This is a genomic window from Variovorax sp. CAN15 (assembly GCF_030462475.1).
Lineage (GTDB): Bacteria > Pseudomonadota > Gammaproteobacteria > Burkholderiales > Burkholderiaceae_C > Variovorax.
Genome location: NZ_JASMRZ010000002.1, coordinates 167826 through 190285, shown reverse-complemented (window position 1 = coordinate 190285; position 22460 = coordinate 167826). Strand labels below are relative to the sequence as shown.

22 protein-coding genes are annotated in these 22460 nt (G+C 68.6%); 16 read left to right on the top strand and 6 right to left on the bottom strand.

Going from position 1 to position 22460, the window contains the following annotated elements; all coding sequences use genetic code 11:
• Window positions 1–38: 38 nt before the first annotated feature.
• From QMO14_RS02595 to QMO14_RS02580, 4 genes are all read left to right on the top strand, one after another.
• A complete protein-coding gene (locus QMO14_RS02595; protein WP_301504134.1) occupies window positions 39–647 on the top strand; it encodes an FMN-dependent NADH-azoreductase in 609 nt (202 codons plus the stop codon).
• A 39-nt stretch (window positions 648–686) separates the two neighbouring features.
• Window positions 687–1274, top strand: a complete 588-nt coding sequence (locus QMO14_RS02590) for an NADPH-dependent F420 reductase (RefSeq protein WP_301504132.1) — start codon at window positions 687–689, stop codon at window positions 1272–1274.
• Between the two features lie 423 nt (window positions 1275–1697).
• Complete coding sequence (locus QMO14_RS02585) at window positions 1698–2942, top strand: abortive infection family protein (RefSeq protein WP_301504131.1); 1245 nt, start codon at window positions 1698–1700, stop codon at window positions 2940–2942.
• Between the two features lie 329 nt (window positions 2943–3271).
• The gene (locus QMO14_RS02580; RefSeq protein ID WP_301504129.1) at window positions 3272–4144 is read left to right on the top strand and encodes an IclR family transcriptional regulator; all 873 of its coding nucleotides are present in this window, start codon (window positions 3272–3274) and stop codon (window positions 4142–4144) included.
• A gap of 18 nt (window positions 4145–4162) precedes the next feature.
• On the opposite strand, the gene QMO14_RS02575 is transcribed toward QMO14_RS02580, so the two are convergent.
• From QMO14_RS02575 to gstA (QMO14_RS02555), 5 genes are read right to left on the bottom strand one after another with little or no spacing between them, the layout of a single operon-like run.
• Window positions 4163–5167, bottom strand: a complete 1005-nt coding sequence (locus QMO14_RS02575) for a tripartite tricarboxylate transporter substrate binding protein (protein ID WP_301504128.1) — start codon at window positions 5165–5167, stop codon at window positions 4163–4165.
• Window positions 5168–5202: 35 nt separating this feature from the next.
• Window positions 5203–6186, bottom strand: a complete 984-nt coding sequence (locus QMO14_RS02570) for a tripartite tricarboxylate transporter substrate binding protein (RefSeq protein WP_301504127.1) — start codon at window positions 6184–6186, stop codon at window positions 5203–5205.
• Between the two features lie 33 nt (window positions 6187–6219).
• On the bottom strand, window positions 6220–7197 hold the full coding sequence (locus QMO14_RS02565; RefSeq protein WP_301504125.1) for a tripartite tricarboxylate transporter substrate binding protein: 978 nt from the start codon (window positions 7195–7197) through the stop codon (window positions 6220–6222).
• A 32-nt stretch (window positions 7198–7229) separates the two neighbouring features.
• Window positions 7230–7877 (bottom strand): glutathione transferase GstA, encoded by a 648-nt coding sequence (gene gstA / locus QMO14_RS02560; RefSeq protein WP_301504123.1) that lies wholly within the window; start codon window positions 7875–7877, stop codon window positions 7230–7232.
• 34 nt (window positions 7878–7911) lie between these two features.
• Complete coding sequence (gstA, locus tag QMO14_RS02555; RefSeq protein ID WP_367618144.1) at window positions 7912–8667, bottom strand: glutathione transferase GstA; 756 nt, start codon at window positions 8665–8667, stop codon at window positions 7912–7914.
• 440 nt (window positions 8668–9107) lie between these two features.
• Between gstA (QMO14_RS02555) and QMO14_RS02550 the strand changes: the two genes are divergently transcribed.
• The 12 genes from QMO14_RS02550 (at window position 9108) to QMO14_RS02495 (ending at window position 21401) form a co-directional block, all read left to right on the top strand.
• Window positions 9108–10094, top strand: a complete 987-nt coding sequence (locus QMO14_RS02550) for a tripartite tricarboxylate transporter substrate binding protein (protein ID WP_301504121.1) — start codon at window positions 9108–9110, stop codon at window positions 10092–10094.
• Between the two features lie 56 nt (window positions 10095–10150).
• Window positions 10151–11710: an acetolactate synthase large subunit gene (locus QMO14_RS02545; protein WP_301504119.1), complete on the top strand. Its 1560-nt coding sequence runs from the start codon at window positions 10151–10153 to the stop codon at window positions 11708–11710.
• Between the two features lie 41 nt (window positions 11711–11751).
• Entirely contained in the window at window positions 11752–12546 is a 795-nt protein-coding gene (locus QMO14_RS02540; RefSeq protein WP_301504117.1) for an SDR family NAD(P)-dependent oxidoreductase, read from the top strand.
• 26 nt (window positions 12547–12572) lie between these two features.
• Window positions 12573–13610 carry a glycosyl hydrolase gene (locus QMO14_RS02535; protein WP_301504115.1) on the top strand — a complete coding sequence of 346 codons (1038 nt, stop codon included), beginning with the start codon at window positions 12573–12575 and terminating at the stop codon, window positions 13608–13610.
• A gap of 16 nt (window positions 13611–13626) precedes the next feature.
• Entirely contained in the window at window positions 13627–14145 is a 519-nt protein-coding gene (locus tag QMO14_RS02530; protein ID WP_301504113.1) for a VOC family protein, read from the top strand.
• A 55-nt stretch (window positions 14146–14200) separates the two neighbouring features.
• Complete coding sequence (locus QMO14_RS02525; protein ID WP_176666444.1) at window positions 14201–14803, top strand: amino acid synthesis family protein; 603 nt, start codon at window positions 14201–14203, stop codon at window positions 14801–14803.
• A 20-nt stretch (window positions 14804–14823) separates the two neighbouring features.
• A complete protein-coding gene (locus tag QMO14_RS02520; RefSeq protein ID WP_301504111.1) occupies window positions 14824–15696 on the top strand; it encodes an alpha/beta fold hydrolase in 873 nt (290 codons plus the stop codon).
• The gene (locus tag QMO14_RS02515; protein ID WP_301504109.1) at window positions 15693–15989 is read left to right on the top strand and encodes an NIPSNAP family protein; all 297 of its coding nucleotides are present in this window, start codon (window positions 15693–15695) and stop codon (window positions 15987–15989) included. Before QMO14_RS02520 ends, QMO14_RS02515 begins: the two co-directional genes overlap by 4 nt.
• Before the next feature lie 47 nt (window positions 15990–16036).
• On the top strand, window positions 16037–17719 hold the full coding sequence (locus QMO14_RS02510; RefSeq protein ID WP_301504107.1) for a bifunctional 3-(3-hydroxy-phenyl)propionate/3-hydroxycinnamic acid hydroxylase: 1683 nt from the start codon (window positions 16037–16039) through the stop codon (window positions 17717–17719).
• A 63-nt stretch (window positions 17720–17782) separates the two neighbouring features.
• Window positions 17783–19222 (top strand): NAD-dependent succinate-semialdehyde dehydrogenase, encoded by a 1440-nt coding sequence (locus QMO14_RS02505; protein ID WP_301504105.1) that lies wholly within the window; start codon window positions 17783–17785, stop codon window positions 19220–19222.
• 11 nt (window positions 19223–19233) lie between these two features.
• On the top strand, window positions 19234–20685 hold the full coding sequence (locus tag QMO14_RS02500; RefSeq protein ID WP_301504103.1) for an NAD-dependent succinate-semialdehyde dehydrogenase: 1452 nt from the start codon (window positions 19234–19236) through the stop codon (window positions 20683–20685).
• A gap of 125 nt (window positions 20686–20810) precedes the next feature.
• Window positions 20811–21401 (top strand): nitroreductase family protein, encoded by a 591-nt coding sequence (locus QMO14_RS02495; RefSeq protein WP_301504101.1) that lies wholly within the window; start codon window positions 20811–20813, stop codon window positions 21399–21401.
• Between the two features lie 27 nt (window positions 21402–21428).
• On the opposite strand, the gene QMO14_RS02490 is transcribed toward QMO14_RS02495, so the two are convergent.
• Complete coding sequence (locus tag QMO14_RS02490; RefSeq protein WP_301504099.1) at window positions 21429–22448, bottom strand: YCF48-related protein; 1020 nt, start codon at window positions 22446–22448, stop codon at window positions 21429–21431.
• Window positions 22449–22460 lie beyond the last annotated feature (12 nt).

Here is a 22460-nt window from a genome sequence, read left to right as displayed (position 1 = left end):
GACAGGTCGGACTTCTTCATCAATCTTTCGAGGCTCTCATGCAACTCCTTCATCTCGACTCCAGTGTGCTCGGCGGCGCGTCCGTCAGCAGGCAACTTTCAGCCGAACTCGTCGCGCGCCACCGCGCCCTGCACCCCGGCATCCAGGTCGTGTCCCGCGACCTGGCGGCCGACCCGGCGCTGCACTTCTCCGGCGCCCACATGGCCGCCTTCAACGGTGCAGCCACCGAAGACGCGACCATCACGGCGGATCTGGTCAAGGGCAACGCGTACATGGACGAACTCTTCGCGTCGGACATCCTCGTCATCGGCGCGCCCATGTACAACTTGTCGATTCCGACGCCACTCAAGGCCTGGATCGACCGTATCGCAGTCGCAGGCAAGACCTTCCGCTATACCGCCACCGGCCCCGAGGGCCTGCTGAAGGGCAAGAAGGCATTCATCGCCTCAGCGCGAGGGGGTGTGTATTCGGCCGGAAGCCCGGCGGCGGGTCTCGAACACCAGGAGAGCTACCTCATCGGCTTGCTTGCGTTCCTGGGAATCACCGACGTGACCGTTGTGCGAGCCGAAGGCATCGCCATGGGCCCCGAGGCCAAAAAGGCTGCCGTCGCAGAGGCGCTTGCCGACATCGCAGCCATCTCGGCCTAAGACCCCGACGTTCAATCAATCATCAAYTAAGGAATCKTCATGACTTACTCCATCATCGGCTCGGGCAACGTCGGTTCGGCGCTGGCCCGTCAGTTCGCGCGCAGCGGCATTGCTGTCGGCATCGCCAACACGCGTGGACCCGACACCATCGAAACCCTCGAGAAGGAACTCGCTGGCTACGTCACGGCATTGACCTTGCAGGATGCGGTCAAGGCAGACGTGGTCATTCTCGCGGTGCCTTTCAGCGCACACGTCGATGTCGCCCGCGCTGCAGGGCAGTGGACCGAMAAGATCGTGGTCGACGCCATGAACACCTACGGCGTTCCGCCGGAAGCGCTGAAAGGTCAGCCGTCCACGGTCGTGGTGGCGTCTGCCTTCCCTGGTGCACGCGTGGTCAAGACGTTCAATCAACTTCCCGCYAGGCTGCTGGCGATGAATCCGGTTGAGCACGGCGGACGGCGGGTCATGTTCGTGGCCGGTGATGAGACGCAGGCCACCGCCGTCATCTCGAAGCTGGTCGGCGACCTGGGCTTTGCACCGATCGTCCTCGGGACACTCGCGGAGTCCGGTACGTTGCTGGACAAGGGCGGCGCGCTGGTTCTGCAGAACCTTGTCAAGCAGGGGTGACTCTCGCTCGCGCTTCTGCTTGAGACCTTCGAATAGCTCATCGCATCACGGCACGTCCGACGACTGCGATGAGTCGCGAAGCAGTCATTCAAAAATCTGCGGCCAACGACCGTAGTCGCTGCATAGCTGCCATCCCGCGGCAGACCCGCTTCAGACTGACCGCGATCCCTCAGGCCTCTCATGCGGATCTCAACTCCGCCTGAATGCTGCCTTCGAGCGCCTCGATCCTTGTCTCCATGCACGTTCAATTACAGCGCACCTTCCAAGAATTGGTGATCAAGGAGCCGGCTGACGACACGCAAACCCTCTCCCTAGGCAGAGCGACACTGCATCTGCCAGCGCTCCTGGACGAACTCCGCGTGGTCAGAAGGCGGCGCAGCTATGCTGTGACCGGTCGTCGACCAATTTTGCTGAGGCAGCCCCATGGAGAACGCAGCACTTGAAGAAGCAATAGCGACCGTTCACGCTCTTCTCAGCTCAGAGGGAATGACCGAAGCCGCTGCGCTCGTTCGCACCTACCCCGCGCGCGCGGTGCAAACAGGCTACGACAACTGGAACGGAGGCACGAAAATCTGGCAGGTGCAGATCTCCGTGCCTGCTGGCGAGTTCGCTCGGTTGGGAACGAGGAAGTCCCAGCTTGAGGAGCAAATCTCAGCGCGCATCAAGACAGTTTTGGAATCGGATACGCAAGACTGGTATACCGCAAAAATCCTCCCCGAGCGCGACCGACGTAGGGATTGGCGAGCCGGGAACTCTGGCATCACGCGGGACGTAAGGAACAATATTCTGGATGGGTTGAGGCTGGAACAGGTTGTATGGAATGGTGCACTCGATGAAGTCGAGTTCCTGAGTCGACTCTATGACCTACAAACGTTGCCCTCGCATGACAATCGATTCAAAGATGCAGCAGGAGACATTTGGCAGCATCGGGTCAACAACGACGACTGGGATCAGGACTGGATTTTCTCGGACGAGCGATTCCCTCTGAAGGACGGCCCATCGGAGCAGTTCCTTCGTTTCCTTTGCGAAGTCGCCCATCCGATCGTTCGACCCGACCGCGAGGAGGCTGTGAAGCTCGTTTCGCACTTCAACGAGCAACTGCGGCAGATTGGATGGGAGATTTATGAGGTTGAACGGATTGCAGGGCGACCCCGGTTTTCCTTTCGCGCCATAACAAACGGTGGAGGACGCGCCGTACTGCGAGCCAAGAACGTCGCGGAGGCCCTGGACGCTGGCTGGATGGCCAAGGAAATTGAGCGTCTCGAAAACAGCATCGACCGCGATCCAGCCCTGGCTATTGGAACAGCCAAGGAACTAATCGAAACCTGCTGCAAGACGATCCTCACCAAGCGTGGCGTTACTTTCACGAAGTCCGAGGACCTGGGGGAACTGACCAAGAAGCTGACCAAGGAGTTGCGGTTGGTACCTGAGGGCATCTCCGAGGAGGCAAAGGGCGCAGAGAATATTAAGCTTGTACTCCGCAATCTGACGCAACTGACAAACAACCTAGCGCAACTTCGGGGTCTATATGGCACTGGCCATGGGCGAGACGGGGGGCATCGTGGCCTTCAACCGCGGCATGCGCGCCTCGCTGTTGCCTCGGCAGTTGCTTTCATCGACTTCGTCTCAGAAACGTACCGACAACGTGAGAGCACAAAGGCGGAGTAGAAGCGGGGCCAGCGTCGCCTGACAGTCGAATCTGCAAATGCTCGTCTAAACATCTGACAGAGGGGGCGAGAGTAGATCGCACGGTGAACGAAGGCTCTGCTCAAACAGCAGCGGAGTCTCGGACTTTATTGCCTTCTTTCGGGGGCCTCCCGAGTTGCTTCTTGGGTTTGTGCCAGACTTCGAAACGTCGATAAGTAGCCGTCGTGCTGACTTCCTATCGGTGTCTTGTCTCGGACATTATTGGCAATGAACAATGGTCGACGTCGCGCGTACCACGCCGGACTGCTCGGCTGCCCCGAGCTTCGCGCAGGTCCACTAAGATCGGTTGGATGAAGCAAGAGGGCGGGCGCGAGGCGCGCCGGAAAGAAAGCGTGGAGCGCAGCGCGCCTGCGGATGCAGGCGCGTCGGCGCTGCCCGGCGAGATCGATGGACAGCTCGACGCGGCATCGCGCGGCGCGGCGGAGTCGAGCCTCTCGCGCCTGCTCGGCACGCTGGGGCTTTTCTCCACGGGAAGCCCCTCGCTCACGGTCGAAGAGATCGCCATCCGCCTCAAGGTGCCCAAGAGCACGGCCTACCGCTACATCCAGGAGCTGTCAAAGGTGGGCCTGCTGGTGCGGCTGGACCGCAGCATCACGCTGGGTCCGCGCATCATCGAGCTGGACCGCTGCATCCGCGAGTCCGACCCGGTGATCCGCGCCGCCGCACCGCCCATGCGCGAACTGGCCGAGCAGACGGGACTGGATGTGTTCCTGTCCAAGCTCTACGGCCACTCCATCATCACGGTGCACACCGAGTTCAACGATCCGCTGCCGCACCTGCGCTATGGCCGCGGCCGGCCGGTGCCGGTGTCGCGCGGCGCGAGCGCGAAGGCCCTGGTGGCCTTCCTGCCGGCGGCGCGGCTGCGCAGGCTGCACCAGGAAATGGCCGGCGAGGCAGCCGATACCCCGCCATGGGATGCGTTCTATGAAGAAGCGCAGCGCATCCGCCGCGAGGGCTATTGCCGGACCTCGGGCGAGCTCAACGAGGGAAAGACCGGCGTCTCGGCGCCGATCTTCGGCCGTGGGCGGCTCGTGGTCGCCAGCGTCACCGCGCTGGGCAGCGATGCGCGGCTGGCGCTTTTCGATGCAGAGGCCATCGCCGAGCTGGTCAAGCGCACCGCTCACATGATCAGCGTGCGGTTGTCGGCCGACGGGCACCTGTAGACGCGCCAGCCAGCTCGTTCAGAAGACGATGTTGGCCTTCTTGACGATGGGTGCCGCAGCGGCCAGCGAACGGCGCCAGGTCTCCAGCGCCTGTGCGGGCGTGCTCACCACCGGCTCCAGGCCCAGCGCCACCATGCGCGACTGCACCTCGGCATCGCTCGCGATGGACTGCAGCGCGGTCGCCAGCCTCGCGACCACCGGCGCAGGCGTGCCCGCGGGGGCGAACAACGCGAACCAGCCGGCGTTGCCCATGTCGCGCACGCCCAGCTCCTCGAAGGTGGGTACCGCGGGCAGCGAGCTCACGCGGCGCAGGCCGGTCACCGCCAGCGGGCGCACCGAGCCGGCCGTCACCATGGCCTCGACGGCGGCGACGGTGAGGAACACCGCATCCACCTGACCGCCCATGAGGTCGGTGATGGCGGGCGACGAGCCCTTGTAGGGCACGTGCAGCAGCTCGATGCCGGCCGATCCGGCCAGCACCTCGCCCATCACATGGGCCGAGGAGCCCGCCCCGAAGCTGCCGTAGCTGAGCTTGGCGGCCTTCGCCTGCTGCAGGAAGGCGCGCAAGTCTTTCGCGGGACTGTCGGCGCGCACGGCCAGCACCAGTGGCGCATTGGCCATCACGCTGACGATGGTGAAGGCCTCCTGCATGCTCCTGCCCGGCGCCACCTGCTGCTTCGAGGCGAGCGCGGCGATCACATGCGTGGAGTTGCTGCCGAACATCAGCATGTACCCATCGGCCGGCGGCTGCAGCACGGTGCGCGCGGCGATCAGGCCGTTGGCGCCGGGCTTGTTGTCGATCATCACCGTGCCGCCCAGCGCGGCCTGCAGCTTCTGGCCGATGAGGCGGGCCACGGTGTCGGTGCCGCCGCCGGCTGCGAAAGGCACCACGAGGTTGATCGGGCGTTCCGGCCAGGTGGCCGCGCGCGCCAGGCCGCTGCCGCAGGCGGCCAGGGCCGCGAGCGCGCCGAGGGCCTGGCGGCGATGGACAAGAAGTTCGAAAGAGAACGAAGCTGAGGTCATGGTGTGGCGGGGAGAGCGGAAGAAGAGGGGGCGAGTCAGTCGACGCGGATCTGCCGCGCCTTGACGATGCGGTCATAGGTTGCGCGGCCCTCGGCGATGCGGGCCGCCATCTGCCCGGGCGTGCTGTAGACGGTGGTGAAGCCCAGGTTGCCGAAGGTCCTGGCCACCGGCTCGGAAGTGAGTGCGGCGCGCATGGCCCCGTTGAGCCGCGCCACGATCTCCGGCGGCGTGCCGGCGGGCGCCAGCAGGCCGAAGAAGCCCTGGATGGTCATCTCGGGCAGGCCGGCCTCGGCGGCGGTGGGAATGTCGGGGAAGGCCGGGTCGCGCCGCTCGCCGGTCATGAACAGCGGCACCAGCTGGCCGGCGCGCAGGGCGCCGATCAGGGGCGAGGTGACTTCGTCCATCAGCTGGGCCTCGCCGCGGATCACCGCGTCCTTGGCCATGACGGCGCCCTTGTAGGGCACATGCACCACGGGCGCGCCGGTGGCGGCCAGGAAGATCTCGCCCAGCAGATGGTTGCTGGAGCCCGCGCCGGCCGAGGCGAAGTTGAGCTTGCCCGGCTCGCGCTTCGCCAGCGTCACGAACTCCTGCACCGTGCGCACGCCCAGGGTCGGATTCGTGACGAAGACGAAGGATTGCGTGGCACCCAGGCTCACCGGCACCAGCGTGGCGACGTGCTCCTGGTTGGGGTAGATCGCGGGCGCCGCCGTCAGGCTGCTGCCGCTGCCCCACAGGAGGGTGTAGCCATCGGGCCGGGCCAGGGCCGCCACCTTGGTGCCGATGCGCCCGCCCGCGCCCGCGCGGTTCTCGACGACCACCGGCTGCTTCAGCTCCACCGCCAGCGCCTGCGCGACGGCCCGGGCCGAGATGTCGGTGGAGCCGCCAGGCTCGAAGGAGACGATGAGCGTGACCGGACGCGAAGGCCAGGTCTCGGCGCGGGCGGCGTTGCTGCCGAGCAGGCAGGCCGCAGCCAGAAAGACGAACAAGGCGTGGCGACGGGTGGAGGAAAGCATCGGCATGGAGGGCTCCTGGAAAAAGGCGCAGCGGCGCGATCAGTCCAGCGACACGTTGGCCTCGCGGGCCACGCGACGCCACTTGTCCAGCTCGGCCTGCAGCTTGGCGCGGAACTGCGGGCCGTCGGCCGCCGTCACCGCCACGCCGCGCGCATTGAGGCGCGATTCCATGTCGGGCGTGCGGATCACCTTGTCCAGCGCGTGGCCCAGGGTCGCCACCACGGCCGGCGGCGTGCCAGCGGGTGCGAACACGCCCATCCAGCCTTCGGCCACGAGTCCGCCGTAGCCCAGTTCCTGCAGCGTGGGCACGTCGGGCAGGCCGGGCAATCGGCTCGGGGAGGGCGTGGCCAGTGCGCGCAGCTTGCCGGCCTTGATCTGCGGCAGCACCACGGCGGTGGTGTCGAAAGTGAAGTCGACGTCGCCGGCCAGCAGCGAGGTCATGGCCTGCTGGCTGCCCTGGAAGGGCACGTGCGCGGCCCGTGTGCCGGTGGCTTTCAGGAAGAGCTCGCCGATCAGGTGATTGGTCGAGCCCATGCCGAATGACGAGTAGTTGAGCTTGCCCGGCTGCGCCTTGGCGGTGGCGATGAGTTCGCGCACGTCCCGCACCGGCGAGCCCGAGGGCACGGCCAGCACGAAACTGACGGTGCCCACCTCGGTGATGGGGACGAAGTCTTTCAGGAGATCGTAGGGAGCGGTCTTGCGCGTGACGGGGTTGATCAGCAGTTCGGCACCCGTGCCGAAGAGGAGCGTCTGGCCATCGGGCCTGGCGCGCGCCACGGACTGCGCGCCGATGGTGCCGCCGGCACCCGCGCGGTTGTCCACCACGATCGACTGCCCGAGTTCCGGCGCCAGCTTCTCGGCGATCAGCCGCGCCGCGCCGTCGGTGCCGCCGCCGGGCGGAAAGGCGACCACCAGGTGGATGGGCGCCGAGGGAGAGGCCTGGGCGAAGGCCAGTGCCGGCGCCAGGGTGGTCAGGGTAGCCAGATAGGTCAGCACGAGACGTCGTGGCACGGGCATGGTCGTTCCTTGCGAGGTTGGCGAAGATGGGCTCAGTGCGCGGCGGCGGTTGCCGCTGCAGCGCGCTCGCGTTCGCCCTGCGCGGCTGCGGCGGCCTCGGCCGCGCGCACGCTGGGCCGGGCGCCGCAGCGCGCCAGGTAGGCCTCCAGGTCGGGCCAGCGCCGCGTGTCGATGGCATGCGCGCGCGTCCACATGGCGATCGTGTAGCAGTGCGCGTCGGCGATGGTGAAGGTGTCGCCGGTGAGGTAGGTGCGGCCCGCCAGCTGTTCGTCGATCCACCGCAGCCTGGCCTCGACGATGCCGCGGGCGATGGCCTTGTACTCGGGCGGCGTGACGGCCTTGAACAGCGGCATGAAGCCGCCCTTGTGCAGATCGGCCGCGATGAAGCTCATCCACTCCAGCACGCGGTAGCGAGGCAATCCTGAGGCGGGCAAGAGCGTGTTGCCGGGGCACTGGTCGGCCAGGTATTGCATGACGATGCAGCCCTCGCTCAGGTGCTGGCCGTCGGGCATCTCGAGCGTGGGCACCGTGCCCTTGGAGTTGACGCCGAAGTAGTCGCGCCCGTCGGCCAGCCGCTTGGTCTTCATGTCGACCCACTCGAGGGCCAGGGGCAGCTGCAGTTCGCGCGCGACGATGTCCACCGCGAGCGAACAGCCGCGGACTTCGTGATAGAGCTTCATGGGGTTCTCCGGGGAATGGAACGGCACCGCCGGCTCAGGCCGCGGCTTGGGTGGCGAGCTCATCGCGCTCGGCGGCCAGCGCCGCCTGCACGCTGGGGCGTGCGGCGATGCGCTGCAGGTAGGCGTGCAGATGCGGCCACTGCGCCAGGTCGATGGCGTGCAGCTCGGCCCACATCACGATCGTGAAGCAATAGGCGTCTGCCGCAGTGAAGCGCTGCGCATGCAGGAAGCTTCGCGCGGCGAGCACGCCGTCGAGCCAGGCGAAGCGGCGCTGCAGGTTCTCGATGGCGATGCCGCGGTAGGCGGGCGGCGTGTTGGCGCGGAACAGCGGCGTGAAGGTCTTGTGCAGCTCCGAGCTCATGAAGCTCATCCACTCCAGCACGCGGTAGCGCTCCATGTCGAGGCTGCCAGGCAGCAGGTGGTCCGCCCCATGGCGGTCGCACAGGTACTGAATGATCACGCCGCCCTCGGTGAGGAACTGGCCGTCGTCCGTCTCCAGCGCGGGCACCTGGCCCTTGGGATTGATGCGATGGAGGTCGCCGCCGTTCTTGAGCTTCTTGGCCCGCACGTCGACCCAGACGAGTGCGAGCGCGACGCCGATCTCGCGCGCCACGATGTCGACGGCCAGCGCGCAGGTCCTGGGAGTGAGATAGAGCTTCATGGCTGGAAGTCGCCTCGCGGGGATGGAGGGGCGCGCCTGCGCGCCGGCAGGGCCGGGGCGGATGCCGATGCGGTGCCTGCCCGCCGCCCGCGCAGCGTTCTGGTGCAGCGGTGCCCCGTTGTGTTGCATAGGGTCGAAGACGTGGTCATGAAATTACTTCTATGCGATAAATGTGCCATTCGATCTGTACTTCGCATGTCGGTAGAAGTACCCGGATGGCTGACAAACGACTGATGCAGCACGTGTTTCGCGCCGGTCGCGACATCTCTTCCCACGTGAAGGTAGGTCTAAATACAAACTTATCGCTATGCAGTAATAAATAGATTGTCGGACCAGGCTCGAACTGGAACGCCAATTGCTTGCTTGTGTGTCATATGGACGAAAATTGATCTCTATGTATGCATGTAAAAACCATCTTCATTGCTAAATTTCGTTTATTCGACAAAACAGCATATGATTCGGTGACCGATGAGTGTTCGGTGTCGTCAGTCGTCCATTGCCGCCCAGGTGCATCCCCTCTGGTTCCTGGTGTCGGCCCCGTCTTCGCAGGGGTACCTAGGAATCGCGCAATGAAAAGAAAGTCCGTTCTGCAGGTCTGTGGTGCCGTCGCCTTGGCGGCGGCATGTGGACTGGTGTCGCCCCTGGCTTCGGCCCAGGGCAACTGGCCCTCGCGGCCGATCCGCATCGAAGTGCCTTATCCGCCGGGCACGGGTCCCGACGTCATGGCCCGGCTCGTGGGCGAGGGGCTCTCCAAGGAGCTGAAGGCCTCCGTCGTTGTGGAGAACAAGGCCGGGGCCAACGGCATCATCGGCACCGCCGAGGTAGTGAAGGCGCCGGCCGACGGCTACACCTACCTGCTGGTCGACCGGCTCACGCTCACCGTCAACCCGCTGCTCTACCAGCCGCCCTACGACCCGAAGAAGGACCTCGTCTCCGTCAGCAACATCGCCGACGTGAACCTGTACCTGGTCACCAGCGCGCAGTTGCCGGCCAACGACTTCAAGTCCTTCGTCGCCTATGCGAAGGCCAACCCGGGCAAGGTCACCTTCGGCACCGGCGGCGTGGGCAGCGTGATGCACCTGAACATGGAACTGCTCGAATCGGGCACGGGGGTCAAGTTCCTGCACGTGCCTTACAAGGCGCTGGCCGAGGTGATCCCGGCCATGCTGGGCGGCCAGGTCGAGGTGACTTCCGGTGGCGTGGAAGCCATGCTGCCCTACGTGCAGAAGGGCAGCTTCAAGCTGCTGGCCGTCGGTGCGCCCACGCGCCAGGCCATCGTGCCGAACGTGCCCACCATCATGGAGGCGGGCGGCTCGGACATGCTGCTGTCCACCTCCTATTCCTTCCACGCCAAGAGCGGCGTGCCGCCCGAGATCCTGGCGCGCATGAACGCGGCGCTGACCAAGGTGCTGTCGCAGCCCGAACTCAAGCGCTGGGCGGCCGAGCGCGGCCTGGGCGCGGGAGCTTCCACGCCGGCCGAACTGGACGCGCGCATCGCCGTGGACAACGACCGCATCGGCCGCCTGGTGCGCGAGCGCGGCATCAAGGTGCAGTGACGACCGCCGCGGCCATTCCCCTGAACCCGAAGAGACACAACGAGAGGACATCGGCGATGACTGAGCAGACTGGCGCGCAGGCCCTGTGGGCGGCGCTCTCCGGCGAAGGGGTGGACACCTGCTTCGCCAACCCCGGCACGACGGAGCTGGACCTGGTGCGAGCCCTGGAGGGCCAGGATTCGATCCGCTGCGTGATCGGCCTGCAGGAGAACGTCTGCACCGGCGCGGCCGACGGCTACGGCCGCATGCTCGGGCGGCCCGCCGCCACGCTGTTGCACCTGGGCCCGGGCTTTGCGAACGGCATCGCCAACCTGCACAACGCGCGGCGCGCGCGCACGCCCATCGTCAACCTGATCGGCGACCACACCAGTTGGCACCTGCCCTTCGATGCGCCGCTGAGCTCGGACATCGAGTCGCTGGCGCGGCCGGTGTCGGGCTGGGTGCACCGCATTGCGAGCACGGCCGACGCGCCGCGCGCCGCCGCCGAATCCGTGCGCCAGTCGCTGGCCAACGGCGGGCAGGGGGCGACGCTGATCTTTCCGGCGGACTTCCAGGCCGATCCGCTGCAGGGCGCGACGGCCGCAGCCGACACCCCCGCGCCGGCCGCCGCGTCAACCGCGCCCGTCGACATCGCCGCCTTCGCGCAACGCCTGCGTTCGGCGCGCCGCATCGTCTTCCTGCTGGGCGGCGGTGGCGAACTCGGTGGCCTGGGCGTGCGCGCGCAGCATGCCGCCGCGCGGCTGTGCGCAGGGCTGGGCGCCACGGCCTACGCCGAAACCTTCCCGGCCCGCGCGGAACGCGGCCAGGGCCTGCCGGCCTTCGACCGGCTGCCCTACTTTCCCGAGCCGGCGCGCGCCGTGCTCGACCCGGCCGACCTGGTGGTGCTGGCCGGCGCGCTGCCGCCGGTCACCTACTTCGGCTACGCGGGCCATCCCAGCCTGATGGTCGAAGCCGATCGCCTGCTGAGCCTGGGCGAGCCCGGCCATCCGGTGGCCGAGGCGCTGGAGCAGCTGGCCGATGCGCTGCAAGCCCCTGCCTTCGAGGCACCGGTGCATCCGCTGCCGGCCGAGCCCACCGGCGCGCTCACGCCGGCGGCCATCGGCGCGGTGCTCACGCGCATGCTGCCCGAAGGCGCCATCGTCTCGGTCGAGGGCGGCACCTGCGGCTATCCGTTCTATGCGGCGTCGGCCGCCGCGGCGTCTCACACGACGCTGACCAACACCGGCGGCGCCATCGGCCAGGGCCTGCCCGTGGCGGTGGGCGCGGCCATCGCCTGCCCCGGGCGGCAGGTGGTGGGGCTGCTGTCCGACGGCAGCACCCAATACACGATCCAGTCACTGTGGACGATGGCGCACGAGCAGCTCGACGTGGTCGTGCTCATCGCCGCCAACCACCAGTACGCGATCCTGCGCAACGAACTGCGCCGCGGCGGCGCCGCGCTGGGCGCGCGCGCCGAGGCACTCACCGCACTCGACTCGCCGCGCATCGACTGGGTGGGCCTGGCGCAGTCCTACGGCGTGCCGGCCACCCGCGCCGCCACGGCCGAAGAACTCTCGGTCCAGCTGCGCGACGCCTTCGGGCGCCGCGGGCCGGCCCTCATCGAAATGGCGCTCTGAGCCGCAGGCCGGCGCCTTCCCCATCCAAGGAGAAATCGAACATGGATCTCAGACTCAAAGACAAGGTGGCCGTGGTCACGGGCGGCAGCCTGGGCATCGGCCGGGCGGTGGCGGAAGCCTTCGCGGCCGAAGGCGTGCGCGTGGCCATCGTGGCGCGCAGCCAGGGCGCGCTGGAGGAGGCCGCGCGCGAAATCACCGCGAAGACCGGCGTGGAGGTGCTGGCCACGCCCGCCGACGTGAGCGACACCGCGCAGGTGCAGGCCGCCGTCGACAAGGCGGCGGCGCACTTCGGCCGCATCGACATCCTGGTCAACGGCGCGGCCCATCCGGGCGGGCTGGTGCGCAGCGAGATCGAGAACGCCGATCCCGAAGGGCTGCTGCAGGACATCGACATCAAGGTCGTCGGCTACATGCGCTTCGCCAAGGCCTGCGCGGCGCACATGCGAAAGGGCGGCTGGGGCCGCATCATCAACATCGGCGGCCTGACCGGGCGCGGCAGCAAGCAGCTCTCGGGCCTGCGCAACGTGGCGGTGGCGCACATGACCAAGACGCTTTCGGACCAGCTCGGGCCCTCGGGCATCACGGTCAACGTGATCCACCCCGGCGTGGTGGAGACGCCGCACATCCACGAGCTCTACGCCAAGGAAGCGAAGCTGCAGGGCCTCACGCCCGCGCAGGTCGAGGCGAACTACGCCAAGGCCACGCCCATTCGCCGCGTGCTGCAGGTCGACGAGATCGCGGACGTGGTGCTCTTCCTCGCTTCGGACCGCGCGGCGGCCATCACCGGCGAATCCATCGCGGTCGATGGCGGCATCACGCGCGGCATCTTTCTCTGAGCCATCCATTCAAGGAGACCGCAGACATGAACGGAACCATTCTCGTGGGCACGGCAGGGCAAGGCATCTTGCGCAGCGTGGACGACGGCGCCACCTGGCACCGCCTGGGCCTGAAGGAGGCCATCGAGTTCGACGGCACGGTGCGCGCGCTGGCCGTGGACCCGTCGGACCCCAGCCGGGTGCTGGCAGGCGCCGACGCGGGCATCTGCCTGTCGATCGACGGCGGCGCGCATTTCCAGCGCATGGCCTCGCCGGCCGACGGCCAGACCGTCTGGGCCCTGGCCTTCAGCCCGCTTGACCCGAAGCTGGTGTTCGCCGGCACGGGTGCTCCTTCGCGGGCGCGCATGTACCGCTCGCGCAACGGCGGCCTGAGCTGGCAGCTGCTCGACGTCGAGCTGCCCGAGTTCTGCTCCGGCGTGCACCGCCCGCGCATCCTCACCATCGCCTTCCATCCGCAGCGCGCGGGCGAGGCCTGGTTCGGCGTGGAAGAAGGCGGCGCCTGGCGCACGCGCGATGCGGGCGACAGTTGGGAGCGCATCGACACGCCCGGGCGAGGCATCAACAACTCCGACATCCACGCCATCTCGGTGCTGCCGGCCACGCAGGATGCGCCCGCCAAGCACATCGTGGTCACCGTCAACTCGGTGTGCGAGAGCATCGACGATGCCCAGAGCTTCGTCTGCCACCAGTCCAAGGACCGCTTCGACGGCCTGTACTACACCCGCACGGTGCAGCCGCTGGACGCCGAAGGCCGCGAGCTGCTGCTGGCCCTCGGCGACGGTACGCCGGGTTCGCGCACACGCATCTACCGCTCCGCCGACCGCGGCGAGACCTGGGCGCCGACGCTGCTGAACACCCCGCCCAACTCCACCGTGTGGGCCTTCGGTGCCCATGCGAGCGACCGCGGGCTGCTCTTTGCAGGCACCAAGTACGGCCACCTGCTGCGCTCGACCAATGGCGGGCGCAACTGGTTCAAGGAGTGGCGCGACTTCAGCGAGATCACCTCGGTGGCCTGGACGCCCTTCGTGGCGCCGGTGCACGCGCATCCGCAGTCCATCCACTGACGCAAGGAGGCCGGCCATGAACACCCGCAACCCCGCTTCCACCGACGACACAGGGAATACCGGCAGCACTGTCGAAGAGGTCCGCCCGCGCATCCGCCGCACGCACCTGGCGCTGTTCGTGAAGGACCCCTTTGCCTCAGCGCCCTGGTACGAGGAGGTGCTGGGCATGCAGGTCACGGCGCGCGGTGAGCGGTGGGTGTTCCTCACCTTCGGGCAGAAGCACCACGACATCGCGCTCATCCAGGTGGACGAGCCCGAGGCCGCCACCCGCGGCACCGTGAACATGCAGCACTACGGCCTGGAGATCGAGGGCGGCCTGGACGACCTGCGCCGGCTCTACGGCATGCTGCTGCGCAAGAACGTCGAGGTGGTCAAGACCACCGACCACAAGGTGGGCTACGGCCTGTACTTCCACGACCCCGACGGCCACCGCTTCGAATTCTTCCTCGAGCTCGTCCACGACGACGAGGAAGCCAAGCGCCTGCTGGGCGAATACAACGCGCCCAGCAACGCCTTGGACCTGCAGCCGCTGTGAGCGACTGCCTGCTGCACCTCCACTCCATCCACTCCCATTCATGGACACGATCAACATGAGCACCCCCGACCTCAGCGCCTTCCACATCCGCAAGTGGTACCTCCAGATCGAGGACACCCTGGCCGGCGAGACCGGCGCACCCGCCGACGGTGAGCCGCTGCGCAAGATCGTCATCGCCGCCTGCCTGCGCAACCCCTTCGCGGGCCGCTACGTCGAAGACCTGTCGTCCTGGATCGCGCCCTCGCCCGAACTGGGCAAGGAGTTCGGTCGCCGCATCCGCGAGGCCGCGGGCGGCCAGGCCATCGAGAGCTACGGCAAGGCCTGCCTGGTGGGCATCGACGGCGAATACGAGCACGGCAACGCGCTGCTGACCAACCCCGCCGCCAACCCGGTGCGCGAAGGCGTGGGCGGCGGCAAGTCGTGGGTGCCGTCCACCGGCAAGCGCGGCGGACCGGGCACCGTCATCGACATTCCGCTGGCGCACAAGGACGCGCTGTACGTACGCTCGCACTACGACACCGTCTCGGCCATGTTCGGCGACGGCCCCAACCGCGACGAAGTGGTGTTGATCTGGGCCTTCGCCACGCGCGGGCGGCTCAACGCGCGGCTGGGCGGCCTGAAGGCCTCCGAGATCAAGGGCGAGGACGGCCTCGTCTGAACGCCGCCGGAGAGCCGCACATGCAACGCCGCGACTACCGCCTGAGCCACGATGGCCTGGGCTTCCACCTCACCGAATGGGGCGAGCCCGATGCCTGGCCGGTGCTGATGCTGCACGGCATCCGCGGCTATGCCGAGACCTTCGCGGGCGTGGCGGCCGCACTGCAGCCCGGGTTCCGCGTCATCGCCTTCGACCAGCGCGGCCGCGGCGAGACCGACTGGGACCCGGGGCACGGCTACTACACCGACACCTACGTCGCCGACGTCGAGGCGCTGGTGGCGCAACTGGGCCTGCAGCGCTTCGACCTGCTCGGCCATTCGATGGGCGGCATCAACGCCATCGTGCATGCCGCGCGGCATGCCGGCCAGGTCCGCCGCCTGGTCATCGAGGACGCCGGCCCGGGCGCCTTCGACGCCAGCGACGGCGCCACCCGCATCCGCAAGGAACTGGCGAGCACGCCCGTCGCCTTCGCTTCGTGGGACGAAGCCGCCGCGTTCATGCGCGCGCTGCGCCCCACGGTGACGGAAGAGGCGCGCCAGCAGCGGCTGCAGAACATGCTCAAGCCCATGAGCGGCGGCGGCTTCACCTGGCGCTACGACCATGCGGGCATCGCCGCCACGCGCCTGAACCCCGACCCCGCCCGCCAGGTGGACCTGGCCGCCTACGTGAAGCAGCTGCGGTGCGAGACGCTCGTGGTGCGCGGCGGCCGCTCCGACTACCTGCAGCCGGCCATGGCCGAGCACATGCGCGCGCTCAACCCGCGCATCTCCACGCTGGAGATTCCCGATGCGGGCCACTACGTCCACGACGACCAGCCGGCGCTATTCGCCGAGGCCGTCACCACCTTCCTGAAGCGGCCCGAGGCGGCCGCCGCGGGCCAGTCCAATCCATGATCCACGAACTCAGAACCTACACCCTCGTGCCCGGCGGCGTGCGCGACTACCTGCGCATCTACAACGAATGCGGCCGCGAGCTGCAGACCCGCACGCTCGGGCAACTGGTCGCGTTGATGACGCCGGAAAGCGGCGACATCAACCAGCTGGTCTTCCACTGGGCCTTCGACAGCCTCGACGAACGCGCGCGCCGCCGCGCCGCGCTGATGGCCGACCCGGCCTTCGCTGAATTCCGCAAGCAGGTGCGGCACCTGCTGGTGCGCCAGGAGAGCCGGCTGCTCTCGCCCGCCTGAGGCGCTCGCCCAGGCAGCCGTTCCCGTCCAAGTCCCAAGGAGTTTTCATGAGCGCTTCCGTGGAAGCCCCCGTCCTCATCATCGGTGCCGGCCCGGTCGGCGTGACGCTGGCCAACCTGCTGGGCACCTACGGCGTGCGGACCCTGGTGGTCGAGCGCGGCACGGCGGTGTTCGACTTTCCGCGCGCCGTGGGGCTGGACGACGAGGCCCTGCGCACCTTCCAGGCCACCGGCCTGGCCGAGGAGATGCTGCGCGACATGATCCAGAACGTGCCCATGCGCATGTACACCGCGCGCAAGCAGTGCTTTGCCGAGATCCTGCCCAGCACGCGCGAGTTCGGCTGGTTCCGCCGCAACCTGTTCTCGCAGCCCCTGGGCGAGAAGACGCTGCGCCGCGGCCTGGCGCGCTTCGAGCATGTGCAGCTGCGGCTCGGCCTGGAGCTGGTGGGCCTGGTGCAGGACGATGCGGGCGTGACCGCCACCCTGCGCGACGAGGCCGGCGCCGAGCAGCAGGTGCGCGCCGCCTATGCGGTGGCCTGCGACGGCGGGCGCAGCGCCGTGCGCGAGATGCTGGGGCTGCCCTACGAGGGGCGCACCCACCCGGCCAAGTGGGTGGTGATCGAATGCGACCAGGATCCGCTGGACGCGCCCTACACCGCGCTGCACTGCGAACCCGATCGCCCCTATGTCTGCCTGCGCCTGCCCTACGGCCTGCGGCGCTGGGAGTTCATGCTCTTTCCCGGCGAGGACGGCGAGCAGATGCTCGCGCCCGACAAGGTGCGCGAGCTGCTGGGCCGGCATGTGGCCGACCCGGCGGCGCTGAACGTCATCCGGGCGCGCGTGTACACCCACAACTCGCGCGTGGCGGGCGGCTTCGTCGCGGGCCGCGTCTGCCTGGCTGGCGATGCCGCGCACATCACGCCGCCGTGGATCGGCCAGGGCCTCAATGCCGGCGTGCGCGATGCCTTCAACCTGGGCTGGAAGCTCGCCTGGATTCTCCAGGGCCGGCTGCGGCCCGAGCTGCTGGCCAGCTATCACGACGAACGCCATGCACATGCCAAGGCCATGATCGACCTGGCCGACACCTTCGGCGCCGTGCTGTCGCAGCGCAACCCGCTGCTGGCCTGGGCGCGCGACCGCTTCTTCATGGCGATCCGGAACATTCCGAAGGTGCGCGACTATGTGCTGCAGATGAAGTTCAAGCCGATGCCGCGCTTCGTGAAGGGCATCGTGCGCAACAGCGGCGTGGCCGGGCGCGACGCGCTCGTGGGCCGCATGTTCATCCAGCCCAACGTGGAGCGTGAACGCGGCCTGCCACAGAGGTTCGACGACGTGGTCGGCGCGCGCTTCGCGCTGCTGAGCTGGCGCTGCGATGCGCTGGCCGGCGCGCCTGCCGCGCTGCACGCGCAGCTCGCCCGGCTGGGCTGCGACCACTATGTGGCCGTGCGCTCGCGCAGCATGGGCAACGAGGCCGGCTCGCCGATGCCCGGGCAACTCTCGGGCACGGTGATCGAGGACCTGGAGAACACGCTGCATTTCTGGTTCCAGGGCAAGGACGTGGACTGGGTGCTGATCCGCCCCGACCGCTTCATCGCCGCCGTCGGCCGCCAGGCCGACGCCGCGGCCGAACTGGGCCGCTTCTGCGAGGCCGTGCTGGGCCCGGACGACACGGCACGGCCGCAGGCCGCAGCCAATCAATCCCTCGCGCAGGTCGAGGCCCTGGCAGCCTGAAGCCTCGCACCAACCGCGCCCAACTGCCCGCGCCCAACTGCCCGCGCCGCGGGCCTTCTCACCATGTACCCAGAACTCTCGCTCTACATCGCCGGCCGCTTCATCGACGCGCAGGGCCGGCGCACTCACGCCGTGCACGATCCCGCCACGCTGCAGCCGCTGGGCCTGCTTCCGTGGGCTGAAGCCGAAGACGTCGAGGCCGCGGTGCAGGCCGCTCATGCGGCCTTCGCGGGCTGGCGGCGCGTGTCGCCGCTGGAGCGCTCGGACCTGCTGCGCCGTGTGGCCGCGCTGGCCCGCGAGCGCGCGCCGGAGATCGGCCACGCCATGACGCTGGACAACGGCAAGCCGCTGGCCGACGCCGTGGCCGAGGTGCTGAACGCCGCGGAGCACGTCGAGTGGCACGCGGAGGAGGGCCGCCGCGTCTACGGCCGCGTGGTGCCCGCGCGTCAGCCGGGCGTGCGCCAGCTGGTGGTGCGCGAGCCGGTCGGTGTGTGCGCCGCCTTCAGCCCCTGGAACTTTCCCTTCGGCCAGGCGATGAAGAAGGCCGCGGCCGCCATCGCGGCCGGCTGTCCCATCGTGCTCAAGGGGCCGGAGGAGTCGCCCAGCGCGCTGGTGGCGATGGCGCGCCTCTTCCACGACGCCGGCCTGCCGGCGGGCGTGTTCAACCTGCTGTGGGGCGTGCCGGCGGAGATTTCGCGCCAGCTCATCGAGTCGCCGCTGGTGCGCGTGGTCTCGTTCACCGGCTCGGTGCCCGTGGGCCGGCAACTGGCCGCGCTGGCCGGCCAGCACATGAAGCGCATGACGATGGAGCTGGGCGGCCATGCGCCGGTGCTGGTCTTCGACGACGCCGACGTCGACGCGGCCGTGGCGCTGCTGGCGCGGCTGAAGACGCGCAACGCGGGCCAGGTCTGCGTGTCGCCGACGCGCTTCCACGTTCAGTCGGGCGTCCATGACCGCTTTGCCGCCGCCTTCGCCGATGCGCTGGGGGCGGTGAAGGTGGGCCACGGCCTGGAGGACGGCGTGCAGATGGGCCCGCTGATCCACGAGCGCCGCTACCAGGCCGTGCGGGCACTGGTGGACGACGCCCGCGCGCGCGGCGCAGAGCTGCTGACGGGCGGTGGGCGCATCGGCGGGGACATTGGAGCCGAAGGCCACTTCCATGCGCCGACCCTGTTGGCCAACGTGCCCGCCGATGCCCGCGTGATGCATGAAGAGCCTTTCGGCCCCGTCGCCGCGCTGTCGCGCTTCGACACCGTCGACGAGGCGTTGCAGCAGGCCAATGCGCTGCCCTTCGGCCTGGCCAGCTACGTCTTCACCCGCTCGCTGCAGACCGCGACCCGCGTGGGCGACGGCCTCGAAGCCGGCATGGTGAACATCAACCACTCGGGCATGGCGCATCCGGAGCTGCCCTTCGGCGGCGTGAAGGACAGCGGCTTCGGCAGCGAAGGCGGCACCGAGTCCTTCGACAGTTTTCTCAGTACCAAGCTCATCACCCAGATCTGAACTCGATCCTCATGCTGAAACTCGACGACCCCTCCCTGCTGCGCGAGCAATGCCTGGTGGCGGGCGAATGGATATCCGCCGAGCGGACCATCGCCGTCACCAACCCCGCCACCGGCGAACTGATCGCCCACGTGCCCCGGCTGGACGCCAGCGCCACGCGGCGCGCCATCGAAGCGGCCGATGCCGCCTGGCCGCAATGGCGCCGCCGCACCGCGCACGAGCGCTCGGCCATCCTCGCGCGCTGGCACGCACTCATCCTGCAGAACCAGGAAGACCTGGCCCGCATCATGACGGCCGAGCAGGGCAAGCCGCTGGCGGAGGCGCGTGGCGAGATCGCCTACGCGGCCTCCTTCATCCAGTGGTTCGGCGAAGAAGCCAAGCGCGTGTATGGCGAGACCATTCCTTCGCCCGTGGCCTCGCAGCGCATCGTGGTCGTGCGCGAGCCGGTGGGTGTGTGCGCCGCCATCACGCCATGGAACTTCCCCGCGGCCATGATCACGCGCAAGGCCGGCCCCGCGCTCGCGGCCGGATGCACGATGGTGGTCAAGCCCGCGAGCCAGACGCCGCTCACGGCCCTGGCGCTGGCGGTGCTGGCCGAGCGCGCCGGCGTGCCCGCGGGCGTGCTGTCGGTGCTGACCGGCTCCGCCGGCGACATCGGCACCGAACTGGCCACCAACCCCGTGGTGCGCAAGCTCAGCTTCACCGGCTCCACCGAAGTGGGCCGGCTGCTGATGCAGCAGACGGCGGCCACGGTCAAGAAGGTGTCGATGGAACTGGGCGGCAATGCGCCTTTCATCGTCTTCGAGGACGCGGACCTGGATGCGGCGGTCGAAGGCGCGCTGGTGGCCAAGTTCCGCAACGCGGGCCAGACCTGCGTGTGCGCCAACAGGCTCTATGTGCACGAGCGCGTCTACGACGCCTTCGCGCAGAAGCTGGCCGAGGCACTGCGTGCGCTGAAGGTGGGCCACGGCGACCAGGAGGGTGTGCGCATCGGCCCACTGATCGACGAGGCCGCCGTGCGCAAGGTGGAGGAGCACCTGGCCGATGCGGTGGCGAAGGGCGCGCAGGTGCTCAGCGGCGGGCGCCGCCATCCGCTGGGAGGCAGCTTCTTCGAGCCCACCGTGCTGACCGGCGTGACGCAGGCGATGACGGTGGCGCGCGAAGAAACCTTCGGCCCGCTTGCGCCGCTCTTCCGCTTCCGCGACGAAGCCGAGGTCGTGCGAATGGCCAACGACACCGAGTTCGGCCTGGCGAGCTACTTCTATGCCCGCGACCTGGGCCGCGTGTGGCGCGTGGCCGAGCAGCTGGAGTACGGCATGGTCGGCGTCAACACCGGCCTCATCAGCAACGAGGTCGCGCCCTTCGGCGGCGTCAAGCAGTCCGGCCTGGGCCGCGAGGGCTCGCGCCACGGCATCGAGGACTACCTGGTCATCAAGTACATCAACATGGCCGGCATCGCCTGATGCCCGGCTGAGGCGTCTTCGCGTTTCTCGCGCCGCATCTTCGCGGCGCACTTCTGCGTACCTCCGCGCGGCACCGCCGTGCCGCACCTTCTTTCATCTTTCATCGTTCCCACCTGGAGTCTTCAATGAGCAATCCCCGCCAATCCACCCACCCCATCGATCCGCTGTTCACCAACCGGTGGTCGCCACGCGCCTTCGCGGAAGAAACCATCGCCGAGCCCGCGCTCATGAGCCTGCTCGAGGCGGCCCGCTGGGCGCCCTCGGCGTACAACGTTCAGCCCTGGCGCTTCATCTACGCACGACGCGATACGCCCGCGTGGCAGCCCATCTTCGACAGCCTCGTCGAGTTCAACCAGATGTGGACGAAGCGCGCCGCCGCGCTGGTGGTGGTGGTCTCGCAGCGCGAGGCCCTGTTCCCGGGTCGCACCGAGGCGGCCCCCAACCAGTGGCATTCCTTCGATGCCGGCGCCGCCTGGGCCAGCCTCGCGTTCCAGGCCACGCTGTCGGGCTGGTCGGCCCATGCGATGGCCGGCTTCGACGCCGAGAAGCTGCGCACGGCCATCCAGCTGCCGCAGGGCTATGCCATCGAGACGGTCGTGGCCGTGGGCAGGAAGGGCGATCCGGCCGTGCTGCCAGACGGCGTGCGCAAGCTCGAGGCGCCCAGCGATCGACGTGCGCTCGCCGAGACGGCCGCCGAGGGCGTGTTCCGCCAGTAGCCTGCGTTCTTGCCGGGTCCGTGGCGCTCAGCGCGCTGACGGATCCTTGTCGCCCGCACGAGCCACCACGCCCTGGCGCGAATACATCGCCGCGTGGCCCTGGCCGTCCAGCACCACGCTGGTCAGGGGCAGGCGGTCTTCGCGCGTGCTGGCGGCGAAGCTCGCACCGCCGTCTTCGCTGTTCAGCACCAGTCCGTTGAGTCCGACAGCCACGATCTTCGAACCGGCGCCGGCAAGCGCGGTGATGGACGACTCCGTGTGCGTATCCACGCGCTGCCAGCTGCCGCCGTCGTCGAGGCTGCGGTACATCGAGCCGCGCAGCCCCGCCACCAGCAAGGTGCCACCGGGGCCCGCGATGCCGCTCCAGAAAGAGCCCGCATAGCCGGTCGGCATGTAGCTCCAGCTGCGGCCCTTGTCGCCCGAGCGAAGCACCATGCCGCGCTCGCCCGGCGCGAACAGCTGGCCGCGCGCGTCGGCGAACAGCCCGAAGAGGTTGAGGTCGGCGCGCTTGCCGCCCGGCGGCGGCGCCAGTTCGACGGACTGCCAGTGGGCGCCGCCATCGTCGGTGCGCAACACCAGTGACCACAGGCCCACGGCCACGCCTTGCTTCTCGTCGAAGAAGTGCACCGCGAAGAGCGGCCGGTCGTGCGCCGCGTCGCTGCGCTGCACCTGCCAGGTCTCGCCGCCGTCCGTGGTGTGCAGGATCACCCCCCAGTGGCCCGCGGCCCAGCCCTGCCGGGCATCGATGAAGGAGACTGAGGTCAGTGCCACGTCCACCGGCACCTGGCGCGCCTGGCGGTGGCTGCGGCCACCGTCGTCCGACAGCAGCACCACGCCGTGGTCGCCCACGGCGACGATGCGCTCGCCTGCGCGAGTGCTGGCGAGCATGGTGGCGCGGGCGGCATGCGCGGCGCGAACCGCGGGAACCAGCACCGGTGCGCCATCGACGGCAGCAGGGGCCTGTTGAGCCTGTGCCGCGCAGGCCAGCGACAGTGAAACGAGGGCGCCGGCCAACGCCGTGCGCGCAAGGAGGGAAGTCGATTTCATCTTCGATCGTGG